Raw genomic sequence first — 14,987 nt, 5'->3', positions numbered from 1 at the left:
GATCGAATGAGCGGTATCGGCTATGCCCTTGTCTTCGGGACGCTTTCGCTGGTGGTCGCGCGCGTACCCCTTGCCCTTGCACTCGGGTTGTCCAGTGCGCTCGCGCTTTATTTGGCGCATATCGACATGGTCGTGCTGGCGCAGCGCTTCATTGCATCGACGCAATCCTTCAGCCTGCTCGCGATACCCTTCTTTGTCCTTGCCGGCGACCTGATGACCAAGGGCGGTATTTCGCGCAGGCTCGTCAATGTCGCCGATGTGCTGGTTCGTCACCGGACCGGCGGGCTCGGCATGGTAATGGTGCTGGCGGCCGCCTTCTTCGCCGCCATTTCAGGATCTGCTCCGGCGACGACCGCCGCGATCGGTACGATCATGATCCCCGAAATGGAAAAGCGCGGCTATTCGCGGGCGTTTGCAGCGGCGCTCGCGGTATCAGGCGGGATCATCGGTCCGCTCATTCCCCCGTCGATCCCTCTGGTTATTTGGGGGGTGATGTCCGAACAATCGATCAGCCGCCTTTTCATGGCTGGCGTGGTGCCGGGGGTGCTACTGGCGGCCGGGTTGATGGTGATCAGCTGGTTCCATGCACGGCGCAACGCCATCCCCGTGCAAGCCCGCGCCAGCTGGCGGGAACGGCGCGCGGCGATCAACGAAGGCAAATGGGCACTGCTTGGCCCTGTCTTCGTTCTGGGCGGGATCTATGGCGGGATTGTCACCCCGACCGAAGCCGCCGTCGTCGCCGTAGTTTTCGCCTTGTTTGTCGGGCGGTTTGCCTATCGTGAATTGACCCTGACTTCGATCATTACCGTCAGCCGCGTGTCTGTACGCACGATGACGATGGTGATGTTCATCATCGCGGCGGCCAACGGCTTTGGCTGGCTGATCGCATTCGAACAGCTGCCCGCCAAATTGACCGGTGCGCTGTCGCAATTTGCGAATCACCCGGTGATCTACATCCTGATGCTCAATCTGGTCCTGCTGGTCATAGGCTGCCTGATGGACAACCTTGCGGCGATGATCATCCTGTCGAGCCTGCTCATCCCGATTGGCAATCAGCTGGGGATCGACCCGATTCAATTCGGTGCGATGGTGACGATCAACTTCACCATCGGTATGGCGACGCCGCCATTCGGCTATGCTTTGTTCGTCGGTGCGGCGATCAGCAAACAGCCCATCGGGGCGATTTCTCGGGCGATGTTGCCGATGCTCGGGGTCATGGCGTTGGTGCTTTTGGCAACGGCCTTCGTGCCACCGGTGACCTTGTTCCTGCAATCCATCCTGCACTGAGCGCCTTACCCAGGTACCTGCACCATATGCATTTATGACTGTATGTTATTCGCTTTGGTGCAGTATGCCCTCCCCCTAGGCTAGGTCAAGGTTTCTCGCAATGCGCGGGAATGGGAGGCACGATGAGCTGCAACGAAAGCCCTGTGCGGATCGGGATGATCCTGCCTTCGGGTAACATTTTGGCCGAAAGCCAGATCCGCGATATGGTGCCTGCCACTGCTGAGCTGCACGTGACCCGGCTGCGCCTTACCGGTAGTAGCGACGCCGATCTCGACGGGATGCTGACCGACTTGTCGCAAGCCGCTTCGCTTGTGGCCGATACGCGCCCTGACCTGATCGCGTTCAACTGCACGGCCGTTTCGACCCGCCGCCCCGGATCCGACACGGAAATCGCCGAACGGATCGAACGCGAAACAGACTATCCTGCGATCACCACGGGCACCGCGCTGATTGAGGGGCTGCGCGCGCTGAATGCCCGGAAGATCGTTCTGGTCACCCCATATATCGACGCCGTAGTGGCCCGCGAGACAGCGTTCTTCGAATGGCACGGCGTCAAGGTTTTGGGCGCCCATGGAGCAGGTATCAACAGCAACTGGGACATGGCGCAGGAGCCCGAAGCGCGCTGGCAGGACATGTGCCTTGCCGCGCAAGATGACCGGGCCGAGGCCTATGTTCTCAGCTGCACCGCCATTCGCAGCCATCGCATCATCGCGCCGCTCGAAGAAGCTTTGCAACGGCCGGTTCTTACCAGCAACCAGGCCCTTGCATGGCTGGCCATGCGCCGCACCGGCGTCGCGCCGGATCGCTCCGGCTTTGGCAGATTGATGAAAATGCCCGTGGAGGACGGGTCTAACCAGTAGGGAGGAAAACTATGAAACTCGAACCGATCCGGATGGTCCTTGCGGCCGCGGCCGCCAGTGCGTGGATGCTTGCCACCCCCGCCACGGCCCAGAACTGGGATATGGCGACGCCTTATCCCGAAGCGAACTTCCATGAACAGAACATTTTGCAGTTCGCCAAGGATGTGGAACAGGCCACCAATGGAAAGTTGACGATCTCGGTCCACACTGGCAATTCGCTGATCCCCCATCCTGAAATCAAGAATGCGGTGCGCAACGGCACCGTTCCGATGGGTGAGTTTCTTTTGGGCCGGCTTGCCAATGAAAGCCCAATCTACGAACTGGACCTGTTGCCATTCGCTGTCGATGGCTATGGCGAAGCGAAAAAGATGTGGGATGCCTCGCGCCCGGTCATCGAGAAAAAGTTGGCGCAACAGAACCTCAAGGTTCTCTTCGCCGTGCCGTGGCCGACCAACGGCCTTTACTCGAATAAGCCGCTCGAGTCGGTCGAGGATCTGCGCGGGCTCAAGCTGCGAACCTATAATGCCACGACCGATCGGCTCGCCCAGTTGACCGGCGCGGTGCCCACGCAGGTCGAAGTGCCCGATATCCCGCAGGCATTCGCAACGGGCCGGGTCGATGCGCTGATCACTTCGGCCTCGACCGGGGTGTCCATTTCGGCATGGGATTTCGTCAAGCGCTACACCAAGGTCAATTCCTTCCTTGGCAAGAACATCGTGGTGGTCAACGCCCGCATGTTTGACGCCCTGTCCAAGGAGGAACAGGACGCCCTGATGAAAGCTGCGGCAACGGCCGAGCAACGCGGCTGGCAACTGTCCGAACAAAACAATGCCGACGCGGCCAAGACGCTCGCCGAGCACCAGATGACGGTGGAGGATGCCTCGCCCGAACTGGTCGCAGGCCTGCAGAAGGTCGGCGCCGAGATGTTGACCGAGTGGCGTAAACGCGCAGGTCCCGAGGGCGAAGACATCCTCAAGGCGATGGGCAAGTAAGCCGAAGGACCGGGGCAGGGCCTGTCCATGCCCCGGACCAGCAACGGGAGGTTTTCGATGCGACGCTTTCTCGACCCAATCTACCGGCTGGCCGAATTTCTGGCGGCGCTGCAAGTGGTGGCGATTTTGACGATCATGTTGCTGCAGGTCGGCTTCGGTCTGCTCGACAGAGGCGCACAAGCCCTCGGCGAACCCGCGCCCGGACTCTCGGTGCCGGCCTATGCGGAATTTTGCGGCTTCCTTCTCGCGGGCTCGATCTTTCTTGGCACCGCTGGCGCGTTGCGGGCGGGCGCGCATGTCCGGGTCACCTTGCTGTTGGGGGCGTTGCCCACGTCTGCGGCACGGGCGATGCAAATCGCGACAAGCGCATTGGCCTGCATCCTGGTGGGCTATTTCACGATCTGCGCGGGCGAAATGGCGCTGCAAAGTTGGCAATTCGGAGATCGGTCTTTGGGAGCGGTTTCCATTCCGATGTGGATCCCTCAGGTGCCGATGGTTTTGGGCCTTGCGATCATGACCGTCGCGCTGGCCGATCTGGCGCTGGCTTTTCTGCGCGATGCCCCCCCGCCATGGGGCGAAACCGAAGGCTTTGGAGGCGAATAACGATGGATGCAATTGTTGCGATCGTCACGCTTGGCGCGCTTGTCGGACTGCTTGCCATGGGCTTGTGGGTCTCGCTGGCGCTGTTGGCGGTGGCCGCGCTGTCGGTAACCTTGTTCACACATGTCCCGATGGGGCAGTTGATGGCGAGCGCGGGCTGGAGCTCGACCGCCTCTTATCCCCTGACCGCGCTTCCACTTTTCATCTGGATGGGAGAAATCCTGACCCGGTCACGTCTGTCGGCCTACCTGTTTGACGGATTGGCCCCATGGCTGCGGCGACTGCCCGGCGGGCTGGTTCATGTGAACGTCATCGGCTGCGGTGTCTTTGCGGCGGTCTCTGGTTCATCGGCGGCCACCTGCGCCACGGTCGGCCGGATGTCGGTGCCAGAACTCAAACGCCGCGGCTATGACGAGTCGCTGATCTTTGGCACCTTGGCAGGCTCGGCAACGCTGGGCCTACTGATCCCGCCTTCGATCATCCTTATCGTCTATGGCGTCTCCGCCGAACAGTCGATCGCGCGGTTGTTCATCGCCGGCGTGGTGCCGGGGCTGATGCTGATCGGACTGTTCATGGGATATGTGATGATCCGCGCGACGCTTTCGCCCGGGCTTGTTCCTGCGCCCGAGCCCGCGATCCCCTTCGCCCAAAAACTGCGCTTGTCGCGTCGCTTGATCCCGGTCGTGGCGCTGATCGTCGGCGTCATCGGGTCGATCTATGCCGGACTGGCAAGCCCGACGGACGCGGCTGCAATCGGGATCCTCTTGTCGCTTATCGTGGTTGGCCTGTCCGGCGACCTTACCTGGAAAACGTTTCGCGACGGCCTGTACGGCGCTGTCCGCACCAACTGCATGATCGGACTGATCGTCGCCGCGGCGAGTTTCCTGACCGCCGCGATGGGGTTCATTGGCCTGCCCGCCAATCTTGCCTCCTGGATCGGCGAGATGGGTCTGAGCGCCTCCGCACTGATTGCAGCCCTGACGCTGGTCTTCATTTTTCTTGGCTGCCTTCTGGATGGTGTCTCTATCGTGATCCTGACCACCGCGATCATCTTGCCGATGGTTCAGGCCGCGGGCATCGACCCTTTGTGGTTCGGAATCTATCTGGTGGTTACCGTGGAGATGAGCCAGATCACCCCGCCCGTCGGGTTCAACCTGTTCGTCATTCAGGGGATGACCGGCGCGAATATTCTGCGCATCGCCCGCGCGGCGTTTCCGTTCTTTCTACTGATGCTCGTCGCGATCTTTCTGCTCGTGCTGTTTCCGGGGCTTGCCACGTGGCTGCCGGACGCCATGCTTGGATCGTGACATATAGCCGAGGATAGACCATGCCCGATCAGACCAATCTACGCCGCTTCGACCTAAATCTTCTGGTGATCTTTCAGGCGATCCTGTCGCAAGGATCGGTCGCTGGCGCGGCCGATGCAGTGGGGCTGTCGCCCTCGGCTGTTAGTCACGCGCTGGCCCGGTTGCGGGTCATGTTTAACGACGAACTGTTCCGGCGCACCCCGAACGGGTTAGAGCCGACCGAACGCGCTCTGGAAGTCGGGCTGGAGATCGGCGAGGGACTGCATCACATCTCGACCGCGATCGACATGCAGCAGCGTTTCGACCCGTCCATGAGCGATCGGGTCTTCACCATGCAGATCGCTGATTACGTTTCCGGGATGGTTCTGGCACCGCTGGCCCAGCGACTGGAGGCGGACGCGCCGGGGGTCTCGGTAAACGTGATCCCCTTCGGCACCGGCACCGAGGCGGGACGCAAGCAGACGGATGTCCAGATCATGTTCGCCCCCGAGGCGAGCCTGTCAGCCGCGGTGCGGACGCGGCGATTGCTGGACGACCGTTTTCTGGTGGTGATGCGGCAAGAGCATCCCGCTGCGCGCGAGGATTTGACTGTCGAACGCTATGCCAGTCTGCGCCATGCGCGGATCTCGCCAGCAGCGATCGGCACGACGCTGATCGACGATGCACTTGCGCGGCGCGGGTTGCAGCGGCGTCAGGTGATCACCGTGCCCTCGTGGTTCGATCTGCCGCAGATCATCGAAACGACCGACCTCATCGCCGTCGTTCCCAGCGAATGGCTGAAGGCCGACAGTCGGCTGGCGGCACTTGTCGCGCGGGAATTGCCGATGAGCGAGGTCGGCTTTTCGGTCGACCTGCGCTGGGATGCGCGCAGCGACCGTGACCCCGGTCAGAAATGGTTTCGCGACGTGATCTACAAGATCTTCGCCGAAATCATCCAAGGCGAACACTGATGCGCCAAACGCCGAAATTTTCAAAATCTGGAAAAGGAGAATGTAGATGGATCTTGGTTTGAATGGAAAGGTGGCACTGGTATTGGGCGCCGGTGGCGGATTGGGTAGCGCCATCGCCACCAGCCTTGCCGCCGAGGGCACCACTGTGGCAGTCGCCGATCTTGATCAAGGCGCCGCAGACGCAACCGCCAAGGCAATCACGGATGCGGGCGGCAAAGCGATGTCTCTTGCCTGGGATCTTGGCAAGATCGACGATATCGATGCGCATGTCTCAAAGATCGAAGCCCAACTTGGCCAGGTCGACATTCTGGTCGCAATCACCGGTGGCCCACCGCCCGGAACCGTGAACGGCCAAAGCCCTGACATCTGGCGCAAGTTCTTCGACTCGATGGTGGTTTCGGTCATGGCGATCACCGATCGCGTATTGCCGGGAATGCGTGAACGTGGTTGGGGCCGGATCATCACCTCGACCTCGTCGGGCGTTGTCTCCCCGATCCCCAATCTCGGTCTGTCGAACGCGCTACGGCTCAGTCTGGTCGGCTGGTCCAAGACACTCGCCGGAGAAGTTGGCAAAGACGGCGTCACCAGCAATATCGTCATGCCGGGCCGCATTGCGACCAAGCGCATTACCTTCCTTGACGAGAAGAAAGCCGAGCGCGAAGGCCGCAGCGTCGAGGATGTGCGCGCGCAAAGCCTCGCGGCGATCCCGATGGGGCGGTATGGCGACCCCGAGGAATACGCCGATATGGTCACCTTCCTCGCTTCGGAACGTGCCTCCTACATCACGGGGAGCCAGATCCGTATCGATGGCGGCTATATCGCCAGCATCTGATCGTGGCCCTATGCGCTCGCCCGGTCGGGCGGGCGCATTCCAGCGACGACGTCGGTCATCGCCATACGCCCCCGTCGAAGACGTGTCCCCCTAATCGGCATATTCGTGCCCGCTGCCCGACGTCTTTTCGCCGCCAATCCGCACGAATAGATCAAGTCAATCCGTGCGATCTTTTGCAGGAAGGGAAGGGTGCATTCTTGGGCACGTTCGTCACGGGAGCGCCACAACCACGCCGTCAGAGCTGCAATACAGCGATTGCAAACTTCGCTCGCGCAACTGAGCTGGGTGCTCGGCATCGTAGAGGGACGCGTTGAACCCAGAGCCCCGTCGCTTGGGCGAAACAAGTGTAATGAGCGCTCCCAACCTACAGCGGACCTCATATGCAGGCGAGGCTAAACACGTAGGTTGCCGTTACATATTGTCGATAAATGAAATTTACAGTTGTCATTTCATATAACAGACTATTAGAGTCTATATTTCATGAATGCCGTCGTGTGTCTGGTCTTTGACACGTCCGACGGGCAGCGGCAGGAGACCTTCATGATCGCGAACGAACCCTCTGTCCTTGCGAACTCCCTTTGGGCGGCGACGGCCCAACCTGTGCCCGATTGCGCACCTTTGGACAGCGCAGCCGAGGCCGAAGTGGTGATCATCGGCGCCGGCGTAACAGGGCTTTCGGCAGCGTTGCACCTGACACAACACGGAATCGACACCATGGTTCTTGAGGCCGAGACTCCAGGCTGGGGGGCGTCCGGGCGCAATGGTGGTCAGTTCAATCCGGGGCTGAAATACGATCCGGACGCGTTAATCGCACGCTTCGGACAAGCCATGGGGGAGCGTATGCTCCATCTATCGGGGAGCGCTCCGGATCTGGCCATGGCTCTGATTGCGCGTCACGAGATTTCCTGCGACGCGCTGCAATCGGGTTGGATCCAGCCGGCTCATGACGCGGCTTCGATGCGGGCGCTGGAGCGCCGCGCAGAGCAATGGGCGCGCCATGGCATCTCACTGCAGCTGCTTGATCAAGAGACTGTGGCGCAGATGATCGGCACCAGGATCTATATTGGCGGATTGCTGGATCCGCGCGGCGCCAATGCGCACCCATTGAATTACACGCTTGGTCTGGCGCGAGCGGCCCGGGCAGCGGGCGTGCGCATTCATGCAAAGACTCGTGTTACTTCATTGAAAACTAATGGAGACTTTACGCTGGTCCAGACCGCCGCAGGCCCAGTTCGGGCGCGGCGCGTGCTGATCTGTACCAATGCCGAGACAGACGGGCTGTGCCCTCCGCTGGAGCGAACTCTGGTGCCCGTACGCTCGGTGCAGGTGGCGACAGCCCCTCTGCCCGACGATATCCGCCGCACCATCCTGCCGGGGCTGCAGGCGGCCTCGGACAGCAGACGGGTGATGGTCTATTACAAGATGGATGGGGCAGGGCGACTGCTAATGGGCGGGCGTGGCGACTATAGCAACGCCACCACCGCCAAGCTGCAAGAGAACCTGCGCCAAGTCAGCCGCAAGATGTTCCCGCAACTGGGGAATGTGCCCTTCGAATATGCTTGGGGCGGGTATGTGGCGATGACAGCCAGCCATCTGCCGCATCTGTCACGGCTGGCTGAAGGGGTGATGTCGGCGACGGGGTTCAATGGGCGGGGACTGGCGCTTGGAACTGCGATGGGAAAGGTGCTGGCCGACTGGGCTGCAGGCGTGCCCGAGGCGGCGCTCGACTTCCCAGTCACGCCCGCGCGACCGCTTCCTTTCCATTTCTTGCGCAAGCCCGCCGTTCGCTCTGCTGTGGTGCTATTTCGCCTGCGCGACACACTGGGGCTCTGAGTCTTGAAAATGTGAAGAGGCGCACGGAAATTTTACTAAAAATGAAATTTTATGTTGCCATTTCATTTTTAGCACTTAAAGTCATAATTATTCACGAAACCGGCATGGCAGGAAACCAAATGCGCCCCAGACACGCCCTGACAAACGGAACCGGTTTCCGGGCAACGATGTCGCTGCCCGGCGTGCTGGTCACTTTCGGACTGGTGCTGTTTGCGATGGTGCTTGTGGTGGCTCTGGCCTTCCGGATCAATGACGGTGCCTTCCTGAAGGGGCCAATGTCACTCGCGAATTTTATCACGATACTGACCGATAGCCTCTATGCGCGGGTGATGCTGCGCTCGCTGTGGATCTCGGGGCTGGTGACGCTGGCGACAGTGGCGACCGCCTATCCGGTAGCCTGGTATCTAGCCTTCCATGCGGGCAAGCGACGTGGCCTGATCTTGTTTCTGGTCACCTTGCCGTTCTGGACAAGCTACCTGCTGCGAGTCTTCGCCTGGAAGGTGGTCCTGGCCTACAATGGGGTGCTGAATTCGGCCATGGTCAGCCTAGGGATCTGGGACCAACCATCGACCGCGTTCCTGAACAACCCCACCGCCGTCATCATTACATTAGCCCATGCTTATGCTCCGTTCGCAATCTTGCCGATCTTTGTGGCGCTGCAGACGATCCCGAGATCGCTGATTGAGGCATCTTCCGACCTCGGGGCGAGCCGGACGCAGGTTTTTGCCCGCATTATTCTGCCGCTGTCGATGCCCGGAGTGCTCGGCGGCGCGCTGGTCGTCTTCGTACCTACCATTGGCGACTATGTGACACCTGCCATGCTAGGAGGCCCGTCGAGCACGATGATCGGCAATCTTATTCAAGCCCAGTTTGGCAAGGCCAACGACTGGCCCTTTGGCGCGGCGCTGGCCGTGGCCACAATGCTCGTGATCCTGGTCGCCGTGATTTTGCTGCGTCAGGCCGACCGTCGCTGGGGGAGCCGCGTATGAAATCCTCGCGTATCCTGCCCGCCTATGTAGGGATCTATATTGTCTTTCTCTACTTGCCGGTGGCGCTGATCCCGCTGTTCTCTTTCAACGACGCGATTCAGGCTGCCTTTCCGCTTAAGGGCGTCACGTTGTCTTGGTATCGTACGTTGTTGGAGACCCCGGCAATTGGCCAGGCACTGATCAACAGTCTGATCATCGCCACAGCCGCAGCCGCGATTTCCACGCTCTGCGCTACCACGATCTCTTATCTCGACGTTTTCCCACGGCCGGTTCTGTCGCGGCTGGTTTCGGGGCTGGCGCGAATGCCGATCCTGATACCGGGCGTAATTGTGGGGATTGCATTGCTGATCCTCGTGAACCTCGCGGGGCTTGGCCCCTCACGCCCGGCGATCGTGATGGGGCATGTGCTGGTCTGCCTGCCTGCTGCGGTGACAGTGATCCGCGCGCGCTTCGTCGCGATCCCGCAAAGCTTGGCCGAGGCTGCATCCGACCTTGGCGCCTCGGACTGGACGGTGTTTCGTCGTGCGATCCTGCCATTGGCCGGGTCCGCCATCGCCTCGGCCTTCACGCTGGCCTTCCTGACCTCGTTCGATGAATTCATCGTGGCCTATTTTCTTTCCGGCACTGAACCCACCCTGCCGCTTTATATCTGGAGCCAGCTGCGCTTCCCGAAATCGCTGCCCGTCGTGATGGCGCTTGGCACGCTGATCCTGCTGGCGTCAGTCATCTTGGCGACGCTGGCTGAGGTTCTGCGCCGCCGCAGCCGGATCTGACAGGCACATCCCCAAAGAAAAAACGAAACGATAATCAACAACACGGAGGTCCAAAAATGAAACAAGAATTCCTGCTCACGACATCCTTGGCCGCATTGGCGATGCTAGCGGCTCCAGCTTTGGCTGACGGCAAACTGGCATATTTCACTTGGTCTGGCTATGAGCTGCCAGTCTTTCATGAAGGGTACACCGCCGCCCATCCCGACGCGTTGGATGTTTCGGTTTTTGGCGATGACGACGACGCCTTCACCAAGGTAAAGGCAGGCTTCCATCCGGATCTGGCGCATCCCTGCTACGACAAGATCGCGCGCTGGAACGCCGAAGGCCTGCTGCAACCGATCGATACCTCGCGCATCAAAAACTGGAACCACATCTTCAAGGTCTTCCGCGAACTGCCCGACATTCAGGCCGGTGACGGAAAGGTCTGGATGGTCCCGTGGGACTGGGGCAACACCTCGATTCTTTACCGCACCGACATGGTCGCACCCGACGCCGAAATGAGCTGGAATATGCTGTGGGATCCGCAATATGCGGGGCGCCTTGCGACCATTGACGCGGTGCATGACACGCCACTGGTTGCAGCTGTATTGACCGGGGTGAACCCGTTCGACATGTCCGACGCCGATCTGGAGACGGTCGCCAACAAGCTGCGCGAACAGCGCCCGCTGCTGACCACTTACACCACTGACATGACCTCGATCGAGCAGTCTCTGGCCTCGGGCGAGCTTGCCGCCGCGATGACCTGGAACGCCTCGGCCGTGGCGCTAAAGGCGCAAGGCGTGCCGGTCGAGTTCATGAATCCGAAAGAGGGTATGCTGACCTGGACCTGTGGCTTCGTGATGCTGAAGGATGCGCAGAACGTTGATCTAGCCTATGACTTCATCAACGCTCGGCTCGATGCGAACTCGGGCAAGCATCTGATCGAAGATTACGGCTACGGGGCTTCGACCGATAGCGCCTTTGCGGAAGTCCCCGCCGAGACGCTCCACGAGTTGAAACTGCCCGCAGATCCGCAGAAGATGCTGGAGACGACCATCTTCACCGGGCCAATGAAGCAGAACGACGCGCTCGCCAAGATGTTCGAACGCATCAAGGCCGGTGGCTGAAACAGCGGGGCGCCGGCAATCGGCGCCCCTTACCTACCGCGACGACAGGAACCCTATGACCCGTGATACCCCCCCCTCAGCTGAAACAGCGCGCAAGCCTGCGGACAGCAATCTGGCCGACATTCTGGTGGGCCGTCGCTTGCGCGCGCTGCGACTTGAAGCGGGGCTTTCGCTCGCCGATCTGGCCGGGCAGGCCGGGATTTCGGTTGGCGCGCTCAGCCAGATCGAGCGCGGGGTCTCCTCGCTTCGTGTGCGCACGATCTGGCCGCTGGCCGCCGCGCTGGGGATTGAGCCCTCGCTGTTGCTGGACGAGGGGTCAGAGGGGAATGACATCTACTGCGTCCGCGCCCAACGCCGTCGTGATCTGCCGGTACGTTCCGAAGGGATCCGCAAACAGTTGCTGTCCCCCCCCGGCGCCACCCTCACCGGGATGACCGTCGAGATCGAGCCGGGCGGCGGCACTGCCGAGGCCTATGCACATCAAGGCCACGAATTCGGGTATGTGATGACCGGCTCGGTAGACCTGATCATCGACGGCACCACCTATCTTTTGCGCCAAGGCGACAGCTTTGCCTTTCGCTCGACGCTGCTTCACGCTTTCAGCAATAACGGTGAAGAGCGTTGCGTCATTATCTGGGTGAATACCACCAAGCCATCGGAGATCCGGGATGACTACTGATCCGCTCCTCAGCCTGCGCGGGGTGTCGAAGGATTTCGGCGGCGGCGTCTTCGGACTGAAGGATATCGACCTCGACATCGCCTCGGGCGAATTTGTCAGCCTGCTCGGCCCCTCTGGCTGCGGTAAGACCACCACGCTACGAGTCATCGCCGGATTCGAGCCCGCCACTGCCGGGGAGGTCCTGCTAAACGGGCGCGAGATCGGGCATTTGCCTGCCAATCGCCGTCCCGTAAACACCGTCTTTCAGGATTATGCGGTCTTTCCGCATATGAACGTGGCCGAGAACGTGGGCTTCGGTCTTTCGGTGCGCGGCACCGGGGCGCGCGAGACCACGCGCCGGGTCGCCGAGGCGCTGGAAATGGTGGGGCTGGGCGACAAGGCCAAACGCCCAGTTGCAGCACTTTCGGGTGGGCAGCGGCAGCGTGTGGCGCTGGCTCGAGCCATCGTTTGCGAGCCGCAGGTGCTCTTGCTCGACGAACCGCTCTCGGCGCTTGACGCGTCCCTGCGCGAACAGATGCAGGTCGAGCTCAAGAACTTGCAAAACAGGCTGGGAACTACCTTCATTTTGGTCACTCATGACCAAACCGAAGCCCTGTCGATCTCGGACAGGATCGTGGTGATGAATGGCGGCCAAGTCGAGCAGATCGCCACGCCGGCCGAACTCTACGACCGTCCCGCCACCCGGTTCGTAGCGAGTTTCATCGGCACCATGAACCTGCTTGCGGGCCGCGTCACCGGCGACGGACAGGTCGAAAGCGCGGGTTTTGTGCTGCCGGTCGAAGGCGCCGGAGCGCTTGCTGCGGGGACTGCGGTGACATTAGGCCTGCGCCCCGAAGACCTAATCCTTGCGCCGATTGGCGCTGGTGCGCGGCTGACCGTCAAGACCACGGTCTTCCACGGGCGCAGCCTGCGGGTGATCGGGCGGCTGAACGATGGTGCCGAAGTGGTGCTTGACGTGCAACGTGCCGCCTCGGCCGGGCTGCCCGCCGACGGTGGTGCCGCCGCCCTTGCCCTGCGCCCCGGCGCTGGCGCCATCCTGCTTCCGGCCTGATTGGCCACTGACATTTGGAGACGACGATGACCAACGCCCAGAATTTTTACATCGACGGCGCATGGGTACCCCCCGCAGTCCCGGCCGAGCTTGAGGTGATCAACCCCGCGACGGAACAACCCTATGCGAAGATCTCACTTGGCGCCGAGGCGGACGTGAACCGCGCCGTGGCGGCCGCGCGCGCAGCCTTCGCCGGCTGGGCCGCGACCCCGGTGACCGAGCGCATCGCCGCCGCGAAACGCCTGCTTGCGGTCTACAATGCCCGGTACGAGGAGATGGCGCAGGCGATCAGCCTTGAGATGGGCGCGCCGATCACCTGGGCGCGCGAGGCTCAGGCTTTTGCCGGATCGGGCCACCTTGAAGCGGCGATTGCCGCCGCCGAAACCTTCGAATGGGAGGCTCCGCGCGGCACCACTATGATCCTGCGCGAACCCGTTGGCGTTTGCGGACTGATCACGCCGTGGAACTGGCCGATGAACCAGATCATGTGCAAGGTGGCGCCGGCACTTTTGGCGGGCTGTACCGTGGTCCTCAAGCCGTCAGAAATCGCACCGATGTCGGGGGTGCTCTTTGCCGAGTTCATCGATATGGCGGGTTTCCCAAAAGGCGTCTTTAACCTAGTGAACGGCACCGGCACGGATGTAGGGCAGGTGATGTCGGGGCACCCGGATATCGATATGGTCAGCTTCACCGGCTCGACCCGCGCCGGCATTAGTGTGGCACGTACGGCCGCCGAAACGGTAAAGCGCGTGGCGCAGGAATTGGGCGGCAAATCTCCGAATATCATTCTCCCCGATGCCGATCTTGAAAAGGCGGTGACCGAAGGCACACTCGCCGTGATGAACAACACCGGACAGTCCTGCGATGCGCCAACCCGGATGCTGGTTCCTGCCGAATGCATGGAGCAGGCCATGGCGATCGCCCGCGCCGCTGCGGAAACCGTGGTGGTTGGCGATCCGGCGAACGAGGCGACCACGATGGGGCCGCTGGTCTCGGCTCTGCAATTCGACAAGGTTCAGCGGCTGATCGAGACGGGTATTTCCGAAGGTGCTACATTGGCGACCGGTGGCCTGGGCAAACCAGAAGGGCACGACATCGGCTATTTCGTGAAGCCGACTGTCTTTGGCGATGTCAGCAGCGAGATGACCATCGCACGCGAGGAGATCTTCGGTCCGGTGCTGTCGATCCTGTCCTACACGAACCAAGATGAGGCGATCGCGATCGCCAATGACACGGTCTACGGGCTGGCCGCCTATGTGCAGTCGGGCGATCTCGATCGCGCCCGAGGGGTGGCTCGTCAACTGCGCGCCGGGTCGGTTTATTTGAATGGGCCTGATTGGGATCTCTTCGCGCCTTTCGGCGGCTATAAGCAGTCGGGCAACGGCCGCGAATATGCCGACTGGGGTCTTCACGACTTCACCGAGATCAAGGGCGTTGTCGGCTGGGACTGAGCCCCGCAAGAGCAAAGCGTATGCCGCGCGCTGCCCGATACTGACACGTGTCGGGCGGCGCGAGGCAGGCCGCGACGGTCACCGAAACCGGCCAATGACATGACTGCGGCGAAAGTCTGGAGGGGCTGTATTGGGCCGATATTGACCCCTAGGCCTTTCAATCGCTCGCAATTTCTTGTCCGTTATTGGCGCCAGCAAATCACGGGCAAACTCGGCCTCCCTCTTCGGTTATGAATTGTCGCTATCTGGCGACGGGGGTAGCGCCTCTTTCTGCCGC

Annotated in this window: 14 protein-coding genes; all 14 read left to right on the top strand. The window is 61.3% G+C overall.

Annotation, left to right across the window (positions count from 1 at the left end; all coding sequences use genetic code 11):
• The first annotated feature begins 6 nt into the window (after positions 1-6).
• Positions 7-1,287 carry a TRAP transporter large permease gene (locus AB4874_RS12510; RefSeq protein ID WP_368392224.1) on the top strand — a complete coding sequence of 427 codons (1,281 nt, stop codon included), beginning with the start codon at positions 7-9 and terminating at the stop codon, positions 1,285-1,287.
• 122 nt (positions 1,288-1,409) lie between these two features.
• The gene (locus AB4874_RS12505; RefSeq protein ID WP_368392223.1) at positions 1,410-2,147 is read left to right on the top strand and encodes a maleate cis-trans isomerase family protein; all 738 of its coding nucleotides are present in this window, start codon (positions 1,410-1,412) and stop codon (positions 2,145-2,147) included.
• Positions 2,148-2,158: 11 nt separating this feature from the next.
• Positions 2,159-3,139: a TRAP transporter substrate-binding protein gene (locus AB4874_RS12500; protein ID WP_368392222.1), complete on the top strand. Its 981-nt coding sequence runs from the start codon at positions 2,159-2,161 to the stop codon at positions 3,137-3,139.
• A 57-nt stretch (positions 3,140-3,196) separates the two neighbouring features.
• On the top strand, positions 3,197-3,742 hold the full coding sequence (locus AB4874_RS12495) for a TRAP transporter small permease (protein WP_368392221.1): 546 nt from the start codon (positions 3,197-3,199) through the stop codon (positions 3,740-3,742).
• A 2-nt stretch (positions 3,743-3,744) separates the two neighbouring features.
• Positions 3,745-5,046: a TRAP transporter large permease gene (locus tag AB4874_RS12490; RefSeq protein ID WP_368392220.1), complete on the top strand. Its 1,302-nt coding sequence runs from the start codon at positions 3,745-3,747 to the stop codon at positions 5,044-5,046.
• 20 nt (positions 5,047-5,066) lie between these two features.
• Positions 5,067-5,996, top strand: coding sequence for a LysR family transcriptional regulator (locus tag AB4874_RS12485; protein WP_295532696.1), 930 nt, complete (start codon positions 5,067-5,069; stop codon positions 5,994-5,996).
• A 46-nt stretch (positions 5,997-6,042) separates the two neighbouring features.
• The gene (locus AB4874_RS12480) at positions 6,043-6,828 is read left to right on the top strand and encodes an SDR family oxidoreductase (RefSeq protein WP_368392219.1); all 786 of its coding nucleotides are present in this window, start codon (positions 6,043-6,045) and stop codon (positions 6,826-6,828) included.
• Positions 6,829-7,368: 540 nt separating this feature from the next.
• Complete coding sequence (locus AB4874_RS12475) at positions 7,369-8,661, top strand: NAD(P)/FAD-dependent oxidoreductase (RefSeq protein WP_368392218.1); 1,293 nt, start codon at positions 7,369-7,371, stop codon at positions 8,659-8,661.
• A 41-nt stretch (positions 8,662-8,702) separates the two neighbouring features.
• Entirely contained in the window at positions 8,703-9,650 is a 948-nt protein-coding gene (locus AB4874_RS12470; RefSeq protein ID WP_368392217.1) for an ABC transporter permease, read from the top strand.
• Entirely contained in the window at positions 9,647-10,423 is a 777-nt protein-coding gene (locus tag AB4874_RS12465; RefSeq protein WP_295532692.1) for an ABC transporter permease, read from the top strand. The genes AB4874_RS12470 and AB4874_RS12465 overlap by 4 nt, the downstream gene beginning before the upstream one ends.
• A 56-nt stretch (positions 10,424-10,479) precedes the next feature.
• Positions 10,480-11,529 (top strand): ABC transporter substrate-binding protein, encoded by a 1,050-nt coding sequence (locus tag AB4874_RS12460; protein ID WP_368392216.1) that lies wholly within the window; start codon positions 10,480-10,482, stop codon positions 11,527-11,529.
• 55 nt (positions 11,530-11,584) lie between these two features.
• Positions 11,585-12,208, top strand: coding sequence for a cupin domain-containing protein (locus AB4874_RS12455; protein WP_295532690.1), 624 nt, complete (start codon positions 11,585-11,587; stop codon positions 12,206-12,208).
• Positions 12,198-13,259 carry an ABC transporter ATP-binding protein gene (locus AB4874_RS12450; protein ID WP_368392215.1) on the top strand — a complete coding sequence of 354 codons (1,062 nt, stop codon included), beginning with the start codon at positions 12,198-12,200 and terminating at the stop codon, positions 13,257-13,259. The genes AB4874_RS12455 and AB4874_RS12450 overlap by 11 nt, the downstream gene beginning before the upstream one ends.
• Before the next feature lie 26 nt (positions 13,260-13,285).
• The gene (locus tag AB4874_RS12445; protein WP_368392214.1) at positions 13,286-14,710 is read left to right on the top strand and encodes an aldehyde dehydrogenase family protein; all 1,425 of its coding nucleotides are present in this window, start codon (positions 13,286-13,288) and stop codon (positions 14,708-14,710) included.
• The last annotated feature ends 277 nt before the right edge of the window (positions 14,711-14,987 follow it).

This window comes from Thioclava arctica (assembly GCF_040892615.1).
GTDB classification, from domain to species: domain Bacteria; phylum Pseudomonadota; class Alphaproteobacteria; order Rhodobacterales; family Rhodobacteraceae; genus Thioclava; species Thioclava arctica.
The sequence above is the reverse complement of the archived record's forward strand: the minus strand, read 5'-3'. Positions and strand labels throughout refer to the sequence as shown.

Bases quoted from the DNA above. Each gene is read 5' to 3' on its own strand.
- AB4874_RS12505 (WP_368392223.1), top strand. From the start codon at position 1,410: ATGAGCTGCAACGAAAGCCCTGTGCGGATCGGGATGATCCTGCCTTCG.
- AB4874_RS12480 (WP_368392219.1), top strand. From the start codon at position 6,043: ATGGATCTTGGTTTGAATGGAAAGGTGGCACTGGTATTGGGCGCCGGT.
- AB4874_RS12455 (WP_295532690.1), top strand. From the start codon at position 11,585: ATGACCCGTGATACCCCCCCCTCAGCTGAAACAGCGCGCAAGCCTGCG.
- AB4874_RS12500 (WP_368392222.1), top strand. From the start codon at position 2,159: ATGAAACTCGAACCGATCCGGATGGTCCTTGCGGCCGCGGCCGCCAGT.
- AB4874_RS12490 (WP_368392220.1), top strand. From the start codon at position 3,745: ATGGATGCAATTGTTGCGATCGTCACGCTTGGCGCGCTTGTCGGACTG.
- AB4874_RS12485 (WP_295532696.1), top strand. From the start codon at position 5,067: ATGCCCGATCAGACCAATCTACGCCGCTTCGACCTAAATCTTCTGGTG.
- AB4874_RS12460 (WP_368392216.1), top strand. From the start codon at position 10,480: ATGAAACAAGAATTCCTGCTCACGACATCCTTGGCCGCATTGGCGATG.
- AB4874_RS12470 (WP_368392217.1), top strand. From the start codon at position 8,703: ATGAAATTTTATGTTGCCATTTCATTTTTAGCACTTAAAGTCATAATT.
- AB4874_RS12450 (WP_368392215.1), top strand. From the start codon at position 12,198: ATGACTACTGATCCGCTCCTCAGCCTGCGCGGGGTGTCGAAGGATTTC.
- AB4874_RS12495 (WP_368392221.1), top strand. From the start codon at position 3,197: ATGCGACGCTTTCTCGACCCAATCTACCGGCTGGCCGAATTTCTGGCG.
- AB4874_RS12445 (WP_368392214.1), top strand. From the start codon at position 13,286: ATGACCAACGCCCAGAATTTTTACATCGACGGCGCATGGGTACCCCCC.
- AB4874_RS12465 (WP_295532692.1), top strand. From the start codon at position 9,647: ATGAAATCCTCGCGTATCCTGCCCGCCTATGTAGGGATCTATATTGTC.
- AB4874_RS12510 (WP_368392224.1), top strand. From the start codon at position 7: ATGAGCGGTATCGGCTATGCCCTTGTCTTCGGGACGCTTTCGCTGGTG.
- AB4874_RS12475 (WP_368392218.1), top strand. From the start codon at position 7,369: ATGATCGCGAACGAACCCTCTGTCCTTGCGAACTCCCTTTGGGCGGCG.